Annotated in this window: 23 protein-coding genes; 10 read left to right on the top strand and 13 right to left on the bottom strand. The window is 40.3% G+C overall.

The annotated features are described in order from the left end of the window. Positions 1-113: 113 nt before the first annotated feature. The 5 genes from ACTHOQ_RS13505 to ACTHOQ_RS13485 all read right to left on the bottom strand — a co-directional run bounded on the left by ACTHOQ_RS13505 (position 114) and on the right by ACTHOQ_RS13485 (position 3,543). A complete protein-coding gene (locus tag ACTHOQ_RS13505) occupies positions 114-254 on the bottom strand; it encodes a bacterial transcriptional activator domain-containing protein (RefSeq protein ID WP_440496674.1) in 141 nt (46 codons plus the stop codon). Between the two features lie 218 nt (positions 255-472). Then, positions 473-655: an amino acid transporter gene (locus tag ACTHOQ_RS13500; protein WP_440496673.1), complete on the bottom strand. Its 183-nt coding sequence runs from the start codon at positions 653-655 to the stop codon at positions 473-475. A gap of 469 nt (positions 656-1,124) precedes the next feature. After that, entirely contained in the window at positions 1,125-1,802 is a 678-nt protein-coding gene (locus ACTHOQ_RS13495; protein WP_440496672.1) for a GNAT family N-acetyltransferase, read from the bottom strand. Beyond that, a complete protein-coding gene (locus ACTHOQ_RS13490; RefSeq protein WP_440496681.1) occupies positions 1,803-2,912 on the bottom strand; it encodes a mandelate racemase/muconate lactonizing enzyme family protein in 1,110 nt (369 codons plus the stop codon). Positions 2,913-2,931: 19 nt separating this feature from the next. Next, a complete protein-coding gene (locus tag ACTHOQ_RS13485) occupies positions 2,932-3,543 on the bottom strand; it encodes a flavin reductase family protein (protein ID WP_440496671.1) in 612 nt (203 codons plus the stop codon). A gap of 807 nt (positions 3,544-4,350) precedes the next feature. Here ACTHOQ_RS13485 and ACTHOQ_RS13480 point away from each other — a divergent pair. From ACTHOQ_RS13480 to ACTHOQ_RS13435, 10 genes are all read left to right on the top strand, one after another. Further along, positions 4,351-5,625: an L-lactate MFS transporter gene (locus ACTHOQ_RS13480; protein WP_440496670.1), complete on the top strand. Its 1,275-nt coding sequence runs from the start codon at positions 4,351-4,353 to the stop codon at positions 5,623-5,625. 103 nt (positions 5,626-5,728) lie between these two features. Beyond that, the gene (locus ACTHOQ_RS13475) at positions 5,729-6,166 is read left to right on the top strand and encodes a hypothetical protein (protein ID WP_440496669.1); all 438 of its coding nucleotides are present in this window, start codon (positions 5,729-5,731) and stop codon (positions 6,164-6,166) included. 97 nt (positions 6,167-6,263) lie between these two features. After that, positions 6,264-7,451 carry a YbfB/YjiJ family MFS transporter gene (locus ACTHOQ_RS13470; protein ID WP_440496668.1) on the top strand — a complete coding sequence of 396 codons (1,188 nt, stop codon included), beginning with the start codon at positions 6,264-6,266 and terminating at the stop codon, positions 7,449-7,451. Between the two features lie 298 nt (positions 7,452-7,749). Beyond that, positions 7,750-8,583, top strand: a complete 834-nt coding sequence (locus ACTHOQ_RS13465) for a MerR family transcriptional regulator (RefSeq protein WP_440496667.1) — start codon at positions 7,750-7,752, stop codon at positions 8,581-8,583. Positions 8,584-8,795: 212 nt separating this feature from the next. Continuing rightward, positions 8,796-9,959 (top strand): MFS transporter, encoded by a 1,164-nt coding sequence (locus ACTHOQ_RS13460; RefSeq protein ID WP_440496666.1) that lies wholly within the window; start codon positions 8,796-8,798, stop codon positions 9,957-9,959. A gap of 69 nt (positions 9,960-10,028) precedes the next feature. Beyond that, positions 10,029-11,225 carry an ornithine--oxo-acid transaminase gene (locus tag ACTHOQ_RS13455; RefSeq protein ID WP_440496665.1) on the top strand — a complete coding sequence of 399 codons (1,197 nt, stop codon included), beginning with the start codon at positions 10,029-10,031 and terminating at the stop codon, positions 11,223-11,225. 99 nt (positions 11,226-11,324) lie between these two features. Further along, a complete protein-coding gene (locus ACTHOQ_RS13450; RefSeq protein ID WP_440496664.1) occupies positions 11,325-11,882 on the top strand; it encodes an SLOG family protein in 558 nt (185 codons plus the stop codon). 109 nt (positions 11,883-11,991) lie between these two features. Further along, entirely contained in the window at positions 11,992-12,303 is a 312-nt protein-coding gene (locus ACTHOQ_RS13445) for a hypothetical protein (RefSeq protein ID WP_440496663.1), read from the top strand. Positions 12,304-12,710: 407 nt separating this feature from the next. Beyond that, the gene (gene fumC, locus ACTHOQ_RS13440) at positions 12,711-14,102 is read left to right on the top strand and encodes a class II fumarate hydratase (RefSeq protein WP_440496662.1); all 1,392 of its coding nucleotides are present in this window, start codon (positions 12,711-12,713) and stop codon (positions 14,100-14,102) included. Between the two features lie 88 nt (positions 14,103-14,190). Beyond that, positions 14,191-14,415 (top strand): hypothetical protein, encoded by a 225-nt coding sequence (locus ACTHOQ_RS13435; protein ID WP_440496661.1) that lies wholly within the window; start codon positions 14,191-14,193, stop codon positions 14,413-14,415. 64 nt (positions 14,416-14,479) lie between these two features. On the opposite strand, the gene ACTHOQ_RS13430 is transcribed toward ACTHOQ_RS13435, so the two are convergent. From ACTHOQ_RS13430 to ACTHOQ_RS13395, 8 genes are all read right to left on the bottom strand, one after another. Continuing rightward, positions 14,480-15,235: a prepilin peptidase gene (locus ACTHOQ_RS13430; protein ID WP_440496660.1), complete on the bottom strand. Its 756-nt coding sequence runs from the start codon at positions 15,233-15,235 to the stop codon at positions 14,480-14,482. 27 nt (positions 15,236-15,262) lie between these two features. Continuing rightward, positions 15,263-16,105 (bottom strand): potassium transporter, encoded by an 843-nt coding sequence (locus ACTHOQ_RS13425; RefSeq protein WP_440496659.1) that lies wholly within the window; start codon positions 16,103-16,105, stop codon positions 15,263-15,265. Further along, positions 16,102-16,695 (bottom strand): PilN domain-containing protein, encoded by a 594-nt coding sequence (locus ACTHOQ_RS13420; protein ID WP_440496658.1) that lies wholly within the window; start codon positions 16,693-16,695, stop codon positions 16,102-16,104. The genes ACTHOQ_RS13425 and ACTHOQ_RS13420 overlap by 4 nt, the downstream gene beginning before the upstream one ends. Beyond that, positions 16,692-17,669, bottom strand: coding sequence for a type IV pilus biogenesis protein PilM (gene pilM / locus ACTHOQ_RS13415; RefSeq protein ID WP_440496657.1), 978 nt, complete (start codon positions 17,667-17,669; stop codon positions 16,692-16,694). The genes ACTHOQ_RS13420 and pilM overlap by 4 nt, the downstream gene beginning before the upstream one ends. 120 nt (positions 17,670-17,789) lie before the next feature. Then, positions 17,790-18,248, bottom strand: a complete 459-nt coding sequence (locus ACTHOQ_RS13410) for a type II secretion system protein (protein WP_440496656.1) — start codon at positions 18,246-18,248, stop codon at positions 17,790-17,792. 114 nt (positions 18,249-18,362) lie between these two features. After that, complete coding sequence (locus ACTHOQ_RS13405) at positions 18,363-19,571, bottom strand: type II secretion system F family protein (protein ID WP_440496655.1); 1,209 nt, start codon at positions 19,569-19,571, stop codon at positions 18,363-18,365. Further along, positions 19,568-20,614 carry a type IV pilus twitching motility protein PilT gene (locus tag ACTHOQ_RS13400; RefSeq protein WP_440496654.1) on the bottom strand — a complete coding sequence of 349 codons (1,047 nt, stop codon included), beginning with the start codon at positions 20,612-20,614 and terminating at the stop codon, positions 19,568-19,570. Before ACTHOQ_RS13400 ends, ACTHOQ_RS13405 begins: the two co-directional genes overlap by 4 nt. Positions 20,615-20,627: 13 nt before the next feature. Continuing rightward, positions 20,628-22,292, bottom strand: coding sequence for a GspE/PulE family protein (locus ACTHOQ_RS13395; RefSeq protein ID WP_440496653.1), 1,665 nt, complete (start codon positions 22,290-22,292; stop codon positions 20,628-20,630). Between the last annotated feature and the right edge of the window lie 11 nt (positions 22,293-22,303).

Below are 22,303 nucleotides of genomic sequence, written 5' to 3'. Positions count from 1 at the left end.
TTTCTTCTAATAACCCGCTCCATTATTCTAATAAAAAAAGCAGTAACGCTCCTGCACCCCAATAAAAAAGCCTGGTTGAATGGCATCTGCAACATAGTTCCCAATCAATCTATTCACATTTTCAACACAAGCTCATATAGTCGCTCGGTCGGTTTCATCGGCGTGATTTTATATTGGTCATCCAGCACATCTACACAGCACTCATAATGTTTGATCGCTTCCCGGCAATTTCCTGAATAGTAATGGACAAGCATTAATAACCGTTAACCTTCTTCATGACCATCATCAATTGCAATAATCCGGCCTGCCCATCTGATCACTTTCTCGAACTGCTGAAGACGAACGCAATTTTGTGCCACTCGCTCTAGAATGAGCAGTATTTGTTCATTTACTAATATATAGTTTATTAATATACAGTGTTGAATATTATAGGCAGTTCGAGAAAAAGAAACTCACGTATATTCACACAATGCTAGAGTACTTTATCCAGCATGATCGCTAAAATGATGAATGCAGCGGCGATTGCCATAAAACCGATCATAAAATAACCGATTATACGGATCGGCTTCGGTATTTGCTTCATATTATAAGAACTTGGTGTGCCTACATGCTTTTGATATTGCGCATCTGCATCGTTAAACGGTTTTTTCTCCATCAAAATCACTCCATTCCCTTTTGTATATATACATTCAACAAAATAAAAAGTTCCAATAATTATATTGCTTCGATATAATGCCGATAAAATTATAGATTGAAATGTATGAAAACATGTATGAAAACGCTTTATAAAATATTTTTTCATGCGAGATGTAAGCGGAGACATATGCACAAAACATAGATTCCAATGGATTTTATGAATTGACAGTCAATTAAAAAGAGGAAATTTTACTTTACATAATTTTCTGAATATTGTATAGTTATAAAAAGGAGCTGATACAAATGACAAATTACACATACTTGGCATCAGATGAAAACGATGTATCCTACTTATTCGAAGATGACAGTGACTTCTTCGATTTAGACAGCTTTGACGACAATGATATTTAAAGGAGCACTCACACGACATGGTATGGATTAAATCGATAAAGGATGTGGCGAATATATAATAATCGCCACATCCTTTATTATTTTACATATTGAATAAACCAGTCATGCCCTTCCGCTTTCATTGAAAAACCAATAAACCCAGCTTCTAAAAGCTGTTGTTGTGCATTTGAATCGTTCATTGAAACAAATCGTTCTTCAGTCCAATAACTCCTTGCTTCAGGCAATTGTTTCATAAACATATAGCGCAGCTTTCCGCCATACTTCAATTTCAATGCAGCAATATGCATATTTTGCGAAAATTTATCTTTCATACTGGCGATATTTCCCGGCATTACCGTTGCACAAACGATATTATATTTCGTTAAATCAATTTGCTGCATAATAATATCCGCCATCGTACGTTGTAATCCAAAACCGCGATATTTCGGATGCACATTTGAAATTTCCTGATAAAGCACTTTTTTCAGTTCGGCTTCTGATTGCAACCCGATATCATAGCCTAAATGTTCATCATCAATTACAGGCTCCAGCAAAGCCCGGAATGCAATTAGCTTCCCTCCTACAAACACGCCGATCATCAGCCCGTTCCCTCTTAAAATAAAGCCCAGCTCATCTTCATCAAGCGGCTGTAATATCGCTTTATTAGGCAATGCACTAACGACTTCCTGCTGCAGCGTCATCAGCTCGGGAATATGTGATTCGTCCAATAAATGCACTTCATATGCATCAATACCTAAAAATCCCGTCCCAATCATTTACCGCACCACACATTTTTCACGCGTCAATTCCGCTAAAATCGCTTCATCCACATCCACGCCCAATCCCGCTTGTTCGTTCAGCTGGATATACGGCACATTATATTGAAGATTCCCGATATCTTTAGAAAACTTCAAAGGACCCGTTAATTCAACACTTTTGAATACTTTATTCGAAAATGCCACATGGAAACCAGCCGACGAACCGACTGATGACTCGACCATTGACCCGATTTGGCATTCGATTCCTGCCATTTCCGCCATATGGGCAAGCTTCATCGCAGGATACATGCCGCCGCATTTCATTAATTTAATGTTCACTTTATCCGCCGCACGCTTTGCGATGATTTCACGCATTTCCCTTACACCGCGTAAACCTTCGTCGATCATGACAGGGATTGATGTTTTAGATTTGATTTCAACCATGCCATCAATGTCATCTGCACGCACCGGCTGTTCTAGCCAATCGATATTCAGATGTTCCAGCTCCCGCACTGCTTGCATCGTTGTTGAACTATTTCCCCAGCCCTGGTTCACATCAACACGAATCGCAATATCGTCACCAACGCGTTCACGCACCGCTTTAATACGTGCTACATCGCTGATTACATCACGGCCCACTTTCATTTTGAAGGAATTGTAGCCCATTTCCACATGTTCTGCCGCTTCTTTAGCCATTTTTTCAGGTGTTCCAATACTTAATACATGTGTAATCGGAAATTTTTCGTAATAACGGCCACCAGTTAATTGGTATGCTGGCACACGAAGCTTTTTCCCCGCTATATCAAAGCAAGCAATATCAATTGCCGCTTTAGCAGCTGGTGCACTGTAAATGAGGGTATCCATTTGTGCATGAATTTTTTCAAAGTTCATCGGATTTTCGCCGATCATCGCTGGTGCCAACGTATGTTTCAGCACGGCATACGTACCTTCCAGCGTTTCTCCTGTGACATGCTCATCAGGTACCGCTTCTCCCCATCCGACCAATCCGCATTCGGACGTCATTTTTACGATAATCGACGGCATATTCGGGTAAGTGCCATAGCTTACGATAAATGGTTCGATCAATGGCAATTCGATATTAAATAGTTCGATTTGTTTTATTTGCAACATTTGCCTTCCTCCTTTATTACTGCGGGCGTTCAATCGTGAATTGCTCGCCGATTTTTGCATAATCATTTCCTGCCAAACGGCTAATCGCCCCAAGTCCATGCGGATCAATTCGGCCATTTTCGAAAATACTTTCTTCTATATGATAGTACACTACTTTCGCAATGATAAGATCGCAGCCGGGATTTTTCCAATCGCCCCCAAGTTCCAATGCTTTTTCAAGTACACATTCAAGCCGCACTTTCGCTTCTTTTACACCTGGGACATCGATTTTAACACTCCTGACTAATGACATTTGGGCATGCTCTACTTCGCTTTGCTGTGGAGGCAAATTTGCCGCTGTTTCATTTACTTGAGCCACATTTTCGGAGTCGACAATATGGATGACAAATTGACGATTTGCACGAATATTCCTTGCTGTATCCTTCATTTCACCAGATTTGCGCTGAATGCTCACCGAAATCATCGGAGGATTCGATGATACAATATTAAAAAAGCTAAACGGTGCTGCATTCACTACACCTTCTTCGGAAATGGACGTAACAAATGCAATTGGCCTTGGAATAATTGAACCAATCAAAAATTTATAGTTTTCATGTTCTGATAATTGTTTCGGATCTATTTTTTTCATAAAATTTCGCCTCTTTTCTTATCACTATTTTGACTTTAGTGAACAGATCGCTGGACGTCAAATAATTTATTTGCATCGCAATGGAACGTTAGTATTTTTATACATATTAAATACTAGCCACTTTTTTGTGGGCTTCCCTATGTTTTTATAAGAAGTTTTCACATTCCCCAATTCAAATAAATTCCTTCTTTTGTTAAATTTATTTCTTTTTTAAGAGAAAATCTCCAGCGAAACTTCGTAAATTCCTTATTTTCAAACTGTTATAAACAGTTACCCATTAAGTTAAAACAAAAAGAAAACCACTGTATAATTTCGGGTTTACTTCTGCCAAAACCTTGATTTACCAATGCATAAAACGATTTTCACATCACTTTCCTGTGTATTAGTCACTGTTATATTATGAGTTCAATAGCAATTTTCGATATTTAAAATTATGCACCTACCAGAATTTAATAGCCAAACTAAGCAAAATTAGTTATTCAAGTAGAATATATACCAACTTACAATATTATCCTGTTATTTCAATATTGTTATACCCTACAAAATCGATAATATTATCAAAACCTTGATTTAACAACGTTATTACACTGTTTTTCTTATAATAAATCATTACTTCAAGTACGATTTTATTACACAAAAGAGAAATATATGTTTTTTCGACATAATTTATTTTTAAAATTCCACTTGCACAACATAATAATTTAATGTTAAGTTATTGTACATGGATGTTCATATATTCGACACATCTACTTCAAGTAGAAAATTATCGTAAAAACGATATTTTAATATGTGTGAGGGGGAATTTAGATGAAAAAGAATCGTTGGCTTATTGCTGCATCAGCTATTGCTATTCACCTTTCAATTGGTGGAGCTTATGCATATAGTGTGTATAAAAATCCAATTGCTACAGAGCTTGGTTGGGATGCTTCGCAAATTACGATTGCGTTTACAATTATGATGGGATTAGCTGGTTTTGCTGCCGCACTATTTGGCAGTACAGTAGAAAAATTAGGACCGAGAAAAGCAGCGATGGTTGCCGCGGTGCTATTTGGTTTAGGACAAGGCGGCGCAGGTATTGCAATCGCTATGGATTCGGTTGTTCTATACTGGTTGACATACGGGCTGCTAAGTGGTCTTGGTATGGGGATCGGCTATATTGCACCGGTGTCGACGCTTGTTAAATGGTTCCCGAATCGTCGCGGTTTAGCGACAGGGATGGCTGTATTAGGATTTGGTTCTGGTGCGCTAATTACTGCGCCAGTTGCTGCAAGATTAATGGAAGCTGTCGGGATTTCAAACACTTACTTCATTTTAGGAGTTAGCTATTTTGTATTAATGATAATCGGAGCACTTTATATTGCACCGCCTAAACCAGGTGAAGTGGAAGAAACGGTCGCTTCAGGAAAGTCAAAAACACAGGAAATTGCACAAATGTCTGCTCGTGAAGCAGTCCGCACAAAGCAATTCTGGATGCTTTGGGCAATGCACTTGATTAATGTAACATCCGGTTTAATGATGATTTCAGTTGCCTCTCCAATGGCACAGGAAATCGCTGGTCTATCTGTTGCCGCTGCTGCAGCAATGGTTGGTTTAATGGGATTATTCAATGGTGGCGGTCGCTTACTTTGGGCGGCAGGATCAGATTATATCGGGCGTTCTAACGTATTCGTTATTTTCTTCACGATTCAGTTGATTGCCTTTATTACGTTACCATTCACGACAAACGCGATTCTTTTACAACTATTCATTTTCTTAGTAGTTAGTTGTTATGGCGGCGGATTCTCGAACTTGCCAGCATTCGCGAGTGATTTATTCGGTACGAAGCAGCTTGGGGTAATTCATGGTTATTTATTGACGACATGGTCACTTGGCGGTATTTTCGGACCGATTATCGTATCAACAATTCACGAAGCTGCAAACAGCTATGTGCCTGTATTTTACCTATTCAGTTTCTTAATCGCAATTTCATTAGGTATTTCTTTACTATTGCGTTCAGATGTGAATAAAATGAAAAAACAACGCGCAAAAGAACAAGAAAGCTTAAACCACAAAGGGGAGCAAGGAGCACCTGCTCATTCATAAGGGGATTATATAGGGATGTGCCGGAAATGAAAAATTTCCGACACATCCCTTTCCTTTTGTTCATGTTATGATGTGTTTAACTATATTTTAGCGAGGGATTATATTGCTTTTCACTATTTTGCTTTACTTACATATTTTAAGTGTCATCGTTGCTACCGGTCCCCTTTTCGCTATTTTTCCTATATTGAAACGTATGGAGCATGCAGAGCAGCCTGAACTCCACAGCTATATCACTTCTCTCAAAGGATTGCTGCGGGCAGTTGCGAATGGCGGGCATTTCCTCGTGCCTACCGGGCTGATTCTAATTTATTTTAGCGGCTGGTCTTGGACATCTCCTTGGCTTATTGTGACATATGTTGTTATGGTCTGCTCCCTCTTCTTTATGGCACGTGCATTTAAACCTGCCATGAAATTTTCGGAAAGTGCTGACTTTACGAAAGAGCAGTTTATACATATGGTAAAAAGCGCTACTTGGAAATACATCATTTTAATGGGCTTCTTTCTTTGGCTCATGGTCGCAAAACCTAACTTTTGGGGATAAGTTAGGTTTTTTCCCGTTTCTATTAAAATTCTCTCTATTATTTTCAAAATTAGGAATGTTACAATCAATGGAAGAGGTTTTTTAAAGGGGGATGTTCATGGATCGTCATCATATGAGTGTGATTTTAGGGGGAATATTATTTTTAGCCGTTGCAATGGGGATTAGCCGCTTCGCTTTTACGCCGATTTTACCGTTCATGCGTGTCGATGAAAATTTATCATTTACGCAAGGCGGCTTGCTTGCATCAAGCAATTATATTGGCTATTTTATCGGGGCATTAGGAGCCGGTTTTATTTTTAAATCGAAAAAGAACTTTCTATTATTGAATATGCTCCTGAATGTCGTTTCGGTATTTTTAATGGGGTGGATTGAATCCTATTCAATTTGGATAATTCTGCGCTTTATTGCCGGGTTGACAGGCGGTTTTATATTCGTCCTGACATCGAGCATCGTAATGGATTATTTGGCGGCAAATTTATTGTCGCGCTGGAGCGGCTATGTATTTAGCGGAATCGGCATCGGAATTGCGTTTTCAGGCCTACTCGTGCCGTTTTTTGAAGCGAGCTTTCGTTGGCAAGGTTCATGGCTCGGACTTGGGGCATTGTCCGCCTTATTTTTAGTGACGACACTTTTTTTATGGCGCCATCTGCAAGTGCAGGATCGTGAAAAGCAGCCAAAATCCGATGATACAAATATTTGGCGCGGTTTCATGCCTTGGCTCATTATTGCATATGGGCTGGAAGGATTAGGCTATATCGTGACGGGCACGTTTTTAGTAGATATTATTTATAATATTGAGCCTTTGCGTGCATACGCTGGCTACAGCTGGGTCATGGTCGGTTTAGCCGCTATTCCATCTGCGCCAATTTGGATGCAGCTCATGTCGCGCTTTTCTTCAATTTCGATGATGGCTGTGGCATATGCATTGCAAATTCTAGGTATTTTGCTTCCTGTCTTTTCACAATCGGTTTGGAGCGTATTGCTCTCCGCCTTTTTATATGGTTTTACGTTTGTTGGTCTTGTCACAATGTCTACAGCATATGCGAGACAGCTCTTCCCAAAACAGAGCGCATATGTCGTATCAATGCTTACGACCTTTTATGCGTTTGGGCAAATTATCGGTCCAGTTATCGCGAGCCGTATGGAAATGCATTTTCATACATATAAAGCCCCTCTTCTATTTGCAGGCGGGACGGTCACAATAGCGCTTATTATTTTGCTGGCCGGATATTTTTACAGCAGAAAGAAACATGTTCGGATTGCCGGGCATATATTGCAATCCTAGTTATTTTCAGGATTTAATGTGGCGCTGTGTGTTTGCACGGCGCTTCATTACATTTTAGCGGCAAATCCGGATAGTGTCCTTTGCATAAATTATAGAAGTTAAAATAAGGCTAATATTTCTGAATCGCAAGCAAAGGATATTTATGAAAGTTTTCATATTGCTATACGCTGGCATGGCAAGAAACAACTTTATTGATAAGCTTTATTATTCGGTCCTCTCTCCCTATTCCTTAAATTAATTTACCCGCCCCATCATTAATGCTACGATACCGATAACAACGTATTTCGGAGGACTCATTATGGAAGAAAAACATTACTCAATCGGCGAGCTTGCTAAGTTGACGAATATATCGGTCCAGACATTACGGTATTACGATCAAATTGGTTTATTTAAGCCTTCATATGTCGATCCAAAAACAAATTACCGCTACTATAAAGACGCACAGCTTTACTATTTGGATATTATTAAATCCCTCAAATATATCGGTGTTTCTTTAGAGGAAATTAAAGCTGCCCAAAAATTCACACCTGCGGAACTCCTTTCATTTTTACAGAAACAAGAAAGTGTCATTGAAAATCAAATTAATCGCATGTATGAAATTCGGCAATCTTTATATAAAACAAAAAGACAAATGGAGGAACAGCTTGCCATTGATGTCATGGATACGGTTTATATTAAAAATGAAGAAGCCCTCCGTATTTTGTCGATTCACACAAATGAGCTGACACCGTATCATATTCCAAACACTTACTACAGCTCATTAATCAAAACATTGGAAATTGAAAACAGCTTATTAAGCAATCGCTATGGCTGTATTTATCCTTTCCGGCAATACGACAGCCTAGATGAACTGCATTACAGCCATATTTTCACTCCGCTTCTTACAGATCGATATATTACACATTTAACATCCGATATGGAGGTCAAAACTATCCGTGCGGGGCGCTATGCATGTATCGCTTTTATCTTTGAACAAGATACGTATTTAACACATTACCAAAAGCTTTACCATTATATAGAAGAAAAGCAGTTAAATGTCGGGCCTGTCGTCTATGAAATATTTATGCCGCTCAATTACTCCCCTAATGAAGAAGACCAGTTTATCGTGGAACTGAAGATCAAGCTTCTTTAACTATTTTTTACAATAATTTAAAACAGTTTCATTGACTCTATAGCTACTATAAGGTTTATGTTAGATAGTACGGATTATCATTTTTTATATAAAGCGGCAAGTTCTCCAATGGTCCGGTTTCAAATGAAGAGCATTATCGGGCATATCATTTGAAGTTGAACGGTCGCTTTAATACTTTGATTTTTACAATTAAATAAGGAGAAGTAACAACTATGAAAGACTATAAAGTAACATTGGGGCTACTGCTGTTAAACTTGTTTATTGCTTTTTTAGGAATCGGTTTAGTCATTCCAGTGCTCCCGACATTAATGAACGAACTGCAAATAAATGGAACTGTTGTTGGTTATTTAACGGCAGCATTCGCCATTGCACAATTAATTGTTTCACCACTCGCTGGTAAAGCGGTTGACAAATACGGACGTAAAATTATGATCGTCCTTGGTTTATTTATTTTCGGAATGTCAGAATTTTTATTCGGTTTAGGAAAAACAATCGAAGTATTATTTATTTCTCGTGTATTGGGCGGGATTAGTGCGGCGTTTATTATGCCTGCTGTAACGGCATTTATCGCGGATATTACGACAATGGAGACACGCCCGAAAGCGCTTGGCTATATGAGTGCAGCAATCAGCACCGGCTTCATCATTGGACCTGGCATCGGGGGCTTTTTAGCGGATTTTGGTACACGTGTGCCATTCTACTTTGCGGGGGCGCTTGGTACAACGGCTGCCATTTTATCGATTATTTTACTGCGCGAGCCACAGCGCAACGAAGAAAATCTGGAAAATGCACCTAAGCAAACATCCGGCTTCAAGCGTATTTTAGAACCAATGTACTTGATCGCATTTATTTTGATTTTTGTCGCATCATTTGGATTAGCGGCTTTTGAATCATTCTTCAGCTTATTCGTCGATCACAAATTCAGCTTCACTCCTACGGATATCGCCATCATTATTACAGGCGGTGCGATTTTTGGGGCTGTTGCACAAGTAGCGCTGTTTGATCGATTAGCCCAAAAATGGGGGGAAATTAAGCTTATCCGCTACAGTTTAATATTATCAGGCGTATTAGTGTTTTTAATGACCGTTGTAAGCTCCTATTTTGCCATTTTACTCGTTACGTGTATCGTATTTGTCGGATTTGACTTATTCCGTCCAGCAGTAACGAGCTATTTATCAAAGATTGCCGGCAATGAACAAGGATTTGTCGGTGGCATGAACTCCATGTTTACGAGTCTGGCGAATATTTTCGGTCCTATTTTAGGCGGTATGCTGTTCGATATTGATATTAACTACCCGTATTACTTTGCGACAGTTGTCATCGTCTTCGGTATTCTGTTAACATTAATTTGGAAGAAGCCTGCCTCCTATAGGTAGACTTCTTGTTCTTTGTATTTGATTTTCCTATTTTTTACGTAAATATGTTTTACTAAGGAGGATTTCATCATGACAACAAGATCAGAGCAACTTATTTCAACAACGGAAAAATTCGGGGCGCACAATTATCACCCGCTGCCGATTGTTATCGAAAAGGCAGAGGGCGCATGGGTGACAGACCCTGAAGGAAACCGCTACCTAGATATGCTTTCAGCGTATTCAGCTCTAAATCAAGGACATCGCCACCCTAAAATTATTCAAGCATTAAAGGATCAGGCAGATGCGGTCACACTTACTTCGCGGGCATTCCATAGTGCCACTTTAGGTGTATGGTATGAAAAGCTTTGTCGGCTAACCGGCAAAAACATGGTACTGCCGATGAATACAGGTGCTGAAGCTGTAGAAACGGCGATTAAAACTGCACGCCGTTGGGGATATGAAGTTAAAGGCATACCGGCAAATGAAGCACAAATTATCGGCTGTAACGGCAATTTCCACGGGCGTACGATGGGCGCTGTATCTTTATCATCAGAAGCTGAATATAAGCGCGGCTTCGGTCCAATGCTGGAAGGCTTCAAATTAATTCCATACGGTGATATTGATGCATTGAAGGCGGCTATTACATCGAATACAGCCGCATTTATTGTTGAGCCTATACAAGGGGAAGCAGGCATTCTCATCCCGACAGAAGGCTTCCTAAAAGCGGCATATGAATTATGCAAAGAAAATAATGTTCTATTTATCGCAGACGAAATTCAAACAGGTTTATCACGTACGGGGAAACTTTTTGCATGCGAATGGGAAAATGTTGTACCGGACGTTTATATTTTAGGCAAGGCGCTTGGCGGTGGCGTATATCCGATTTCTGCCGTTGTGGCGAACGACGACATTCTCGGTGTATTCAACCCTGGCTCACATGGCTCCACATTCGGCGGCAATCCGCTGGCATGTGCGGTCTCCATTGCAGCGATTGACGTATTGCTCGATGAAAAACTGACAGAACGTTCACTTGAGCTTGGCAATTACTTTAAAGCGCAGCTAGAAGCGATCGACAATGCGGTTATTAAAGACGTGCGCGGCCGTGGTCTTTTCATCGGTGTTGAGCTGCACGAATCGGCTCGTCCATATTGCGAAAAGCTTGCAGAGCGAAAAGTGCTTTGCAAAGAAACACATGATACAGTAATTCGTTTTGCTCCGCCGTTAATCATTTCAAAGGAAGATTTGGATTGGGCAATTGAGCAAATCAAAGCTGTATTTAGTGAATAAATGCTGTATTTTAAGGGCGCTGTGTATACATAGTGCCCTTATTTTTATTTTGTAGGCATTCTAAATTCTTTCTATTACTTTAAAGCAAGGAGATCGACTATGAAATCACTTTATGTTACCGGATATCGGCCGCATGAGCTTGGCATATTCAATGATAAGCATCCCGGTGTCGCGATCATTAAAACCGCAATAGAAAACCAGCTGCGCACTCTTGTGGAAGACGGGCTTGAATGGGTCGTCATTAGCGGGCAGCAAGGTGTTGAAACATGGGCAGCCCAAGTCGTATTGCATTTAAAAGAAGACTATCCGGCACTCAAATATTCCATCATCACTCCTTTTTTAGAACAAGAAAAAAATTGGAATGAGCATAAACAAGAGACGTATATGCATATAGTAAACCAGGCGGATTTTGTGACAGCTGTGACGAAGCGCCCTTATGAAGCACCATGGCAATTTATCGAGAAGGATAAATTCATCATCGCCAATACTGACGCCGCTTTGCTCGTTTATGACGAAGAAAACGAAGGCTCCCCTAAGTATGTGCATCGTCTCATTCAAAAATATAAGGAACAGCATGAGGAATATGAATTGCTCATCATTAATGCCTATGATTTACAAACTGTCGCAGAAGAGATGCAACGCGGGGATGAATGGTAAAAGCATCTTTAATTTTTCTAAATTCAGTCAATTTTCAGATTAATAAACTTTATTTTTTGGTATAATAAATTATAGAATTGTATTTCTTGAAGCCTAAGGGGGATAAACTATGGATCAAATGACGATGATCAAAGAAACAACACCAGTAAACATTCAGCATCATACGTATAAGCGCGAATGCCGATATACACGAGGAATTCAAATACCGCTTGCAGATATAGAAAATATTTTAAATGGCATGAATGAAGACACATTAGCCTACTTTGAATTTCATAATATCGCAAAAGAAATGAAATCCGGTACATTATTAAATGGCTATGCAGGATTAGCAAATATTATTTCAGACTATTATAAGCGTGAAAAAGGGATCGAAATTTTGGAATTGACGAACGGCCGGGACTTTTACGTAAAAATTACTTAATGACAATAAGGGGATGACTTCCTAAGTGAACGCCGATTTTAGCAACGTCTAGGGCATCGTACAAGATTCGATGCTTTGGACGTTGTTTAATTTTAATGTGATATAGTTTATGCTTCCTCCCCACTTCCGAAGTTAATTATATTTTCTAAAAATTTTTCGACTAAACTATTGACTTCTCAATTGATAAAGATTATCATTATCATTGTAAGGCAGACATGTTAGTTGTTAACATACTTTCGATACTGTTCCCCCCAGTTCAGATTCGAAACTCATTAATTACTTTTCTCATATTTCGAAAAGATGATGAACTTTATCTTTTCTCCTGGAAGAATGGCAAATCCCCTCACACGATTTGCCATTTTTTCATCGTAAAATTGGGTATACATATATAAAAGGAGTTGGTTTAATTGGAATACCGCATTGAAAAGGACACTTTAGGAGAAATTCGCGTACCTGCGGATAAAATATGGGGTGCCCAAACACAGCGCAGCAAAGAAAATTTCCAAATCGGCACGGAAAAAATGCCGATTGAAATTATTCGTGCCATGACGATTTTAAAAAAGGCAGCCGCAATCGCAAATAATAAATTAGGCAAACTGTCTCATACGAAAACAAACGCGATTGTCGAGGCAGCCGATGAAATTCTTGCAGGCAAATGGGATGACCACTTCCCACTTGTCGTTTGGCAAACAGGCAGCGGTACACAGACAAATATGAATGTAAACGAAACAATTGCCTACTTGGCAAATGAGAAATTAGCTGCAAGCGACTCAGAAGAGAAAGTACATCCAAACGATGATGTCAACAAATCTCAAAGCTCGAATGACACTTTCCCGACTGCTCTTCATATTGCTGCAGTGGAAATCGTCGAAAATTATTTAATGCCGCGTTTGAAGCTTTTACAGGCGACACTGAAAGAAAAGGCAATAGCATTTAACGATATTATTAAAATCGGTCGTACCCATTTGCAGGATGCGACACCGCTTACTCTTGGGCAGGAAATTGGCGGCTGGCACCATATGCTCCTGAAATGCGAAAAAATGATTATGGTAAATACGCAGTTCATGAAGGAGCTTGCCATCGGCGGGACAGCTGTCGGCACAGGCATTAATGCACATCCGGAATTCGGTGCCCGCACAGCCAAGGAAATCAGCAACCTGACCGGCATTGAATTTACATCTGCCGAAAACAAATTCCATGCGCTCACAAGTCATGATGAAATCGTTACAGCACACGGTGCACTAAAGGCATTAGCCGCTGATTTAATGAAGATCGCCAATGATGTTCGCTGGCTTGCAAGCGGTCCGCGGTCCGGTATCGGCGAAATTACGATTCCGGAAAATGAGCCTGGTTCATCGATTATGCCGGGGAAAGTAAACCCTACCCAAAGTGAAGCGATGACAATGGTCGTAACGCAAGTTGTCGGCAATGACGCTACAATTGCCTTCGCAGCATCACAGGGGAACTTCGAACTGAATGTATTCAAGCCGGTAATCATTTATAACTTCCTTCAATCAGCACGTCTTTTGGCCGATTCGATGAAATCATTCAATGACAATTGTGCAATCGGTATCGAACCGAATATGGAAGTGTTAGAAGCAAACCTGAAAAATTCATTGATGCTCGTTACTGCACTAAACCCGTATATCGGCTATGAAAACGCGGCAAAAATCGCAAAAACGGCACATAAAGAAGGCACAACATTGAAAGAAGCCGCCATTGCGACGGGTCTTTTAACAGAAGAAGAATTTGACCGCTACGTAGATCCGAAAACGATGATTTATCCAAATGCTGAATAAATAAAAGAAATATGACACAACCTTCCAAATGTTTAGTAACTTGTTCTTTTAAGGTAATAAACTAAAAACAAGGAGGTTGTGTTTTTTTATGAAAAAAATCCAATTCATAAAAGACGGCTATGAGATTGTTGTGGCAATTCCGGAAAGCGGACGACATGAGGATTCTGAATTTATCGAAGCGGATGCCTATTATAAAGATTTTGATGAATACCGCATATTAGTTTTAGCAAATTCAGAAGAAAAGGCCGTGGAAATGGCGACAAAGGAGCTGCTGACAAATCATCCATTTGAGCAAATTGCGAAAGACTATTAAATTCAATTCTCTATATTGCATAAAGGGTGCCTGAAGCAATTTCAGGACACCCCTTTTACGCGGATTATTGAAGGAAATTTAAATAAATACTGATTATTTGCTCTCCGTAAAAGTATACGATCAGCGAGGCGATGGCGATGGATGGTCCGAACGGGATTGGGGTTTTACGCCCTTGTCGGCGAATTTTCAACATGATTAACCCTGCAATCATCCCAATAATCGATGCTAAAAATAATGTTAACAATGTATTGAAAGTTCCTAAAACGAGACCAATCAATAAAAATAGCTTAATATCCCCGCCGCCCATGCCACCTTTTGAAATAATCGCGATTAATAATAAAAGCGAAAATCCAAGCCCAGCCCCAATAATACTATCCCACCACGGCTCCAATGGCGAAAGGATTCTTCCAATTATTAATAACGGCAGAAAAAATAATAAAATTTTATCCGGAATTAGCATATAGGCAATATCTGAAACATTAATAATGACCAATAATGAAACAAAAAGAAGCGCAACCATTAATTCCGCCGTCAGTCCAAGCTGCCATGTGGCAAAAGCAAATAACAGCCCTGTTACGAGCTCTGTAAATGCATAAATCGGAGACACTTTCGCCCCGCATGTCCGACATTTTCCGCGCAAAAATAAATACGAAAAAACAGGCACAAGTTCAAGTGCATGCAAACGTCGATTACAGCTTATACAATGGGATGGCGGTGCCACAATGGATTCCTTTTTCGGCACACGCAACCCTACTACATTGTAGAATGAACCGAAAACCAATCCTAGAATCCCTGCAAAAATTGTGTACATAATTGCCATTGCATACACTCCTTACTTGTACCGCCCTTATTGTTCATAGTAAAATGTCGTAATTTGGATATCTGCGGTAACAACATCCGTTCCATCTTCAGCGAACATATCCTCTTCTCCAGGAAGAGAAAAATCAATCATATCGATGTGCATAACACGTTCAGCATTTTCGATTTCCTTAATAAATTGCAGCAAATTCACATCATTTGGCGAAACAACACTTACATTAAATGTAACTAATTTTAATGATGGTGGCAATGTTTCCACAGCAATTGTTGAAACAGGCAATTCTGTCGTTTCCGCACTTTCCTCTATTTCTTCTGTGGTTTCTGTGGTTTCTGCGGTTTCCGTTGTCTCTGTGGTTTCTATTGTTTGTGTTGTTTCTGTTGTTTCTGTTGTTTCTGTTGTTTCTGTTGTTTCTGTTGTTTCTGTTGTTTCTGTTGTTTCTGTTGTTTCATTCCCCACATCAGCTATCGCTTGCTCTTCCTCCGTTTCAGCATCCGCTGTTGGATCTTGTAAGCCCGATTCCGATACGAGAATGTCATAATTATTAAACTCAATACTTTGAACAAGAGAGTTTGACACATACTCAATTTCCTCAAACGTCAGAATAAGCGAGTCAATCGCACGGTTATCCGGTACTTTTTTGTGCAATGAAAATCCATTCTCGCTTGTCTGGGATTTCTGTGACTGTATATCTCCAAGATTTTGCTCCAATGTTGCAATCTCTGTTTCCAAATAGTTTATTTCCGTACGAATCGCTTGTGCGTCGTCCTGCTTTGGCTTTACGGCAAAATAATAGAGTGCAAATAACAATGCCATCGCTAAAGCAATGACGACTAATAATGTTGTATTTTTATTGCTCGAGATGGAATTCATTCCTGTGCACCTCCAGCTACTGCGTATGCATGATCAATGATGAGATGAATTTCCACATTATAGCGGGGCAGCTCAGTAAATTGCTGATTTTCAATTTTCTCTTCGCCAGAAGGGTCTATTTCAAAGTTAAGAATCGTTCCAACTTGAACATCAATAAAATATAAGCTATTTTCGAGATTGTTTACATAAGTGGAAATCGCGTTTAATGTTTCAAAATCGGCTGCCACCTGTACCCCTGTTTCGGAAAATACATAGGAACGTAAATATGTATTCGGGGGCAATAGGTTTTGTGTTTCACTAATAAGGGGGGTAACCGGATATGAAATTCGTTCAACGAAAACGACCGACTCCTCTAAAGAGCCTTGATTCAGCGATTCATATGATGCCATTTCCGCTTGCAATTGGTCGTGCGCGGTAATTAATGAATTGCGTTCCGGTGTTGCGCTCGCTATTTCATTTTTTGCACTGTAAAACATCCAGGCTAAAATTCCGATTGTTATTAATGATAAAATTCCGACTAAAATAAATGCGAACTTTAGGCTTGTTTCGACCTTTGCGATTTTGGGCATCAGGTTAATATCCGGAATCATTCGTTAACCTCCTTTAAAGCGAGCCCCAACAATGTTGCATGCTTTGCTTTGCAATTCGGAAAGTGCTTTTCCACAATCACATCATCCACAATGCGAATAGGCGTCGATAAATTATCGATTAAAAGTATTTCGATTGTGCTAAGTAATGGATGGTCACCCATCACAATTATTTCATCAACAGCCTTTTCTCCTTTATGGAGCGAGAATTTAAAAAAACTCATCATACGGTCAATTTCAAGAATTTGATCTGTGGCCGATGCACGGAAATCATTTAAATCTGCTGTGTAGTTAAATTGCACTTCACCACTTTCAAGCATGTCTTGCTGCCACTTTGCAAGATCCGTATCAATTGCCTGAAAACGCAAAAATTCCACATTCCCTTTCGAATAAATGCAAATAGACAATTCATTAATCGACCAGTCCGTCACTAAAAATGTACGATTTCGATCGACAAACTGAATATGTTCAAGAAACCGTAAATTGCATAATGCCCGAATATCGGCAACTTGTGGATGTAAATGATTGTCCAACACTAAGCCAACCCATTTTCCTACTTCTTCCGGGGGTGCAGCAAAAAGCACTGCCTTACCGTCCTCCTCTATTGGATCATATACATCAATAAGGGGTTCCTGAAACGGTAAATGAATAGACTGTCCAAGCTCCATCTGTACAAATTCCTTAAGCTTTTTTCCACTTACATCAACAGGGTGCTCAAATGTTTTCAATAACACGGATGTATCCGGTACTAAAAACCGCACATTTTGCCTTCTCCCTCCCCAGTTCGCCACATTAGTTTTAATCAATTTAAACATCGCCATCTCATCAACAATCACACCTTCCTGCACGACATTTGAAGGGAGCGGCATTTCATAGATTAATGGTTGATCGAGCTTTTGCCCTTTTGAAACGAGCGCACGCAATACATAGTCATCAAAAATGACCGAAACATGCGACTTTCTTTTCATGCTGAACATAGAGGGACCCTCCTCTTTTTATACTTGTCTTTTATATTCCGAGCTCGCCATTTCAACAGCGAAATCATCGCCCAATGGAACACCCAATCAAAAGGTTTGGGTGTTCTTTGAGGGATGATACTAGCCTCCTGTTGGTGTTCCTGTAATAGTATAACCACCATCTCCGCTACCTTTTCTATCATCTGCATTGATAGAATCTACTGTCGCTCCACTAAAAGTTACATTTTTTGAACCTGTATAAGTTATTCCTTTCGTTGTTAAAGCTCGGGGGTTGTCTCGGCTCACAGTTGCATCCTCAGGTATTTTACCTCTTGAATCTAAATAATCATTATCCATTAATTGTTTTACAGTCACTGAAGCAGTAGCATCTTTTGGAGCATCAGTATAATACAAGTTAGCAGCATTAATTACATTAATAGCATCTGCCTTCACCGCATTATAACGTGAATTCTCAATAATATTTCCAATTGCCGGAACTGCAATTGCTGCTACAATACCTAAAATAACAATTACCGCTAAAAGCTCCACTAAAGATAGACCTTTTTCATTTTTAATACGCTTCTTTAAAAGTTCAAACATATTAAAAACCTCCTTTAGATTGTATTTTATATGTTGCTTTTTTTGCACTGACGCTTTGTCTTGCTTTGATGCCCCCTTGCAAAACGCCTTTTCCTTTTCCCTTTCCTTTTTCGTTTACATATTCTCGTAAAGACTAAACATCGGCAGGAAGATGGCTGCCACGATAATGCCTACTGCCCCTGCCAGCAGAACTATCATCAACGGCTCGATAAGGGATTTTAATGTGTCTACAGACCGGTCGACTTCCTCTTCATAAAAGTCGGCAATTTTCTCAAGCATATAATCAAGCGAACCGGTAGATTCTCCAATTCTCGTCATGCTTGTCACCATAGGAGGGAAAATCCAGCTTTGCTCAAGGGGATCTGTTAATGTACTCCCCTTTTCCAGGCTTGCCCGGGCATCTAATATGACTTTTCCCACTACTGGATTTCCGGAAACTTTTTCGGAAATCGTCAATGCTTGTAAAATGGGCACTGCGCTGCTAAATAACGATGATAGATTGCGGGTTAGTCTTGCAATCGCTGTTTTCTGTAAAAGCGGGCCGAATATTGGCAGCTTCAGAAGCATATAATGTATGGTGTAATAAAACCGCTCGTTATTTCTATAAAAATATTGAAATACAGCAACAGCAATTGCGACAGCACTGATCGGCAGCCACCAATATTGTCGTAGCCACTCGCCTAATGCTACTGTTATAACAGTAATGGCGGGGAGTTCAGCATCCATTTGTTCAAACGACTCTACAAATGTAGGGACGATGAAAATCAGCATGAAAAACACAACGATTACAATTAAGACTAGCAGCATCGCGGGATATGTTAATGTGGATTGGACTTTTTTGATTAATCGAAACGACTTTTCATACGAGTTTGCTAAACGCTCCAATGTCTCGTCAATGTTCCCGGTTGCTTCACCGGATCTCATCATATTGACGAACAGCTCCGGAAATACTTTCGGATGCTTTCTTACCGCATCTGAAAAAGGCACGCCTGTCCGAATATCCTCCTCCACTTTTTCTAAAGCCCTCTTTAATGGCTTGCTTGTCGCCTGTTTAGCTAAAATACTCGTCGCCTCCACAAGCGAAACACCAGCACGGATTAATGTGGCAAACTGACGGCAATAAATAACGAAATCCTGAGCTTTAACTTTTTTGCTGCCGAAGCTAATATCTCGATGCAATAAGCTTTTCGATTCTTCAATTTCGCGTGGATTGATCCCTTTTTCTCGAAGTTTTATAATCGCTGCTGCCTTATTTGTCGCATCTATTATTCCCTTTTGAGTGACTCCCATCTTCGTTCGCCCTACATATTTAAATACCGTCAATTATAATCACCTACGTTCATATATGGACGTGCTTCCTCTAATGAGACTTTTCCTGAAGAAATCAGTGCTTGGATCGATGTTTCCAGTGTATGCATTCCAAGTGCTCTGCTCGTTTGCATGATACTGGGAATTTGATGGATTTTTTCGTTGCGAATTAAATTAGACACCGCCGGAACACTTACTAAAATTTCAGTTGCTGCAATTCGGCCTGCTTTATCTTTGCGGATAAACAGCCGCTGTGAAATAATTCCTTGCAATACGTTTGCCAGCTGTATACGGATTTGCCCTTGCTGATATGGAGGAAAAACGTCGATAATGCGGTCAATAGTCGTTGGGGCACTTGATGTATGCAATGTCCCAAATACTAAGTGACCTGTTTCCGCTGCGGTGATCGCTGTTGAGATCGTCTCTAAATCACGCATTTCCCCAACTAAAATAATGTCGGGATCCTGACGTAGCGAGGCGCGCAGCCCATTTGCGAATGAACCTGTATCTACACCAATTTCCCGCTGATTAATGATTGATTTTTTATGGGAATGCAAATACTCAATCGGGTCCTCAAGTGTAATAATGTGCTTTGATTTTGTTTCGTTAATATAGTCAATCATCGCCGCTAATGTTGTCGATTTCCCCGAGCCTGTAGGACCTGTCACCAAAATAAGCCCTTGGGGTTTTTCCGCTAAATCATACAGCACTTTTGGCATATTCAATGATTCGATTGTTGGGATTTTGCTTGGGATTAAACGGGCGGCAATCGCTTCAGCATTCCGTTGATGATAAGCGTTTACACGGAATCGACAAAGCCCCTCCAACGAATAGTTGAAGTCGGTTTCGCCCTTATCTTCAAATTCCGTCACTTTATATGTCGGCAAAATTGCTTGGATCATTTGATGGACCATTTCCGAAGTAACGATGACATCGCCATACTGCTTCAATTGACCATTCACGCGGTAAACAGGAGGAATGCCGATTGTTACATGTAAATCCGAAGCCTTCTCATCATACGCATGCCGCAATAAATCCTGAATTTTCAATATCACCATATCATGCTCCCTCCTAATCAATCATCGCCACGCGCAGGACTTCCTCCGTCGTCGTGACACCCTCCAAAACTTTCAGTAATCCATCCTGCAATAATGTATTGTATCCTGCCTCATGCATATAATCGCTAATTTCGTTGCTGCTCGCCCTATTTAAAATTAATTCCTTCAGTTCCCTGTCAACAGGCAGTAATTCATGAATAGCAAGTCGCCCCCGGTATCCGGTGTTTGCACATGCCGGGCAACCACGCCCTTTCCGCACTTTTTCAACGACTAACCGGTTAGCAGTGAAAATTTCCTTTTCGCGGACAGTTGGTTCCATTTCTATACCACAGTCCCGGCATACTTTGCGGACGAGACGCTGGGCCATGATGCCAACGAGCGAAGATGAGATTAAAAACGGCTCAATTCCCATATCCTGCAGGCGCGAAACCGATTCCACCGCACTGTTCGTATGCAATGTACTCAAAACAAGATGTCCAGTAAGCGAGGCGCGAATCGCAATTTGCGCTGTTTCCAAATCCCGGATTTCCCCAATCATAATAATGTCCGGATCCTGGCGTAAAATGGAACGCAAACCAGCGGCAAACGTTAATCCTACTTCTTCCCTCACTTGAATTTGATTCACACCATTCAGCTGGTATTCGACCGGGTCTTCAACCGTAATAATATTGACGCCTTCATTATTTAAGTTTGTAAGTGCTGCATATAATGTCGAAGATTTACCAGAACCAGTTGGACCTGTTATTAAGACGATGCCATTAGGAGCAGCAATCAACTTTTTGAACAATGCTGCGTTTTTTTCCGTGAAGCCAAGCTTAGAAATATCTGTTGCGGCATTGTTTATATCTAAAATACGCATAACGATTTTTTCACCATATACAGTAGGCAATGTAGCAAGACGAATATCGATGCTTCTAAAATCAATATTGACTTTAATACGGCCATCCTGCGGAATCCGGTTTTCTGTAATGTTTAAACCTCCCATAATTTTTACACGGGCAGTCATCATATTTTGCATATGCTTCGGCAAGGAACGCTCTGTCCGCAACACGCCATCTACACGATAACGCACTTTATATTCGGTCTCTTGTGGGTCAAAGTGAATATCAGATGCTCGCTGGGCTACACCATTGGCAATAATCTGATTAACCAGGCGGACAATAGCCGAGTCTTCATCGGTAATTTCCTGTTCAACTTCTGTTGTATTTACAGATGCTTCGGACAATGCCGCGTCCATAGAAGCTTGCAAATCATAGTATTTTGTGATTGTTCGATATAAATCGTCCTTCGCTGCAATACTTGTTTCGATTTGACAGCCTGTCGCCATGCGAACTTCTTCTATGGCAAAATAGTCCATAGGATCTGACATCGCAATTAACAGCTTATTTTTATCGCGACGCACCGGCATAATATTCGTACGCTTCGCAAGCTCCCTTGGCACGAGCTGCAACAGTTCAGGTTCGATGGCATATTTGCTTAGCGTAATATGCGGGATACCTAGCTGGAATTCTAATACTTCGATTAACTGCTGTTCTGTCAGCACATTTTCCTTGATGAGAAAGTCGCCTAATTTTTCATCCCGGCTTTTGTTTTCCAAAGCGTAATTCAGTTGCTGTTCATTGATTACTCCTGCTTCAAGCAGTAAATCCCCTAAGCGTTTCCTGGACATCGCTTTCATTTTTTTCTCCC

The sequence above is a fragment of the Solibacillus silvestris genome (assembly GCF_051967575.1).
GTDB classification, from domain to species: domain Bacteria; phylum Bacillota; class Bacilli; order Bacillales_A; family Planococcaceae; genus Solibacillus; species Solibacillus silvestris_B.
This window is presented reverse-complemented; position numbering and strand designations above follow the sequence as displayed.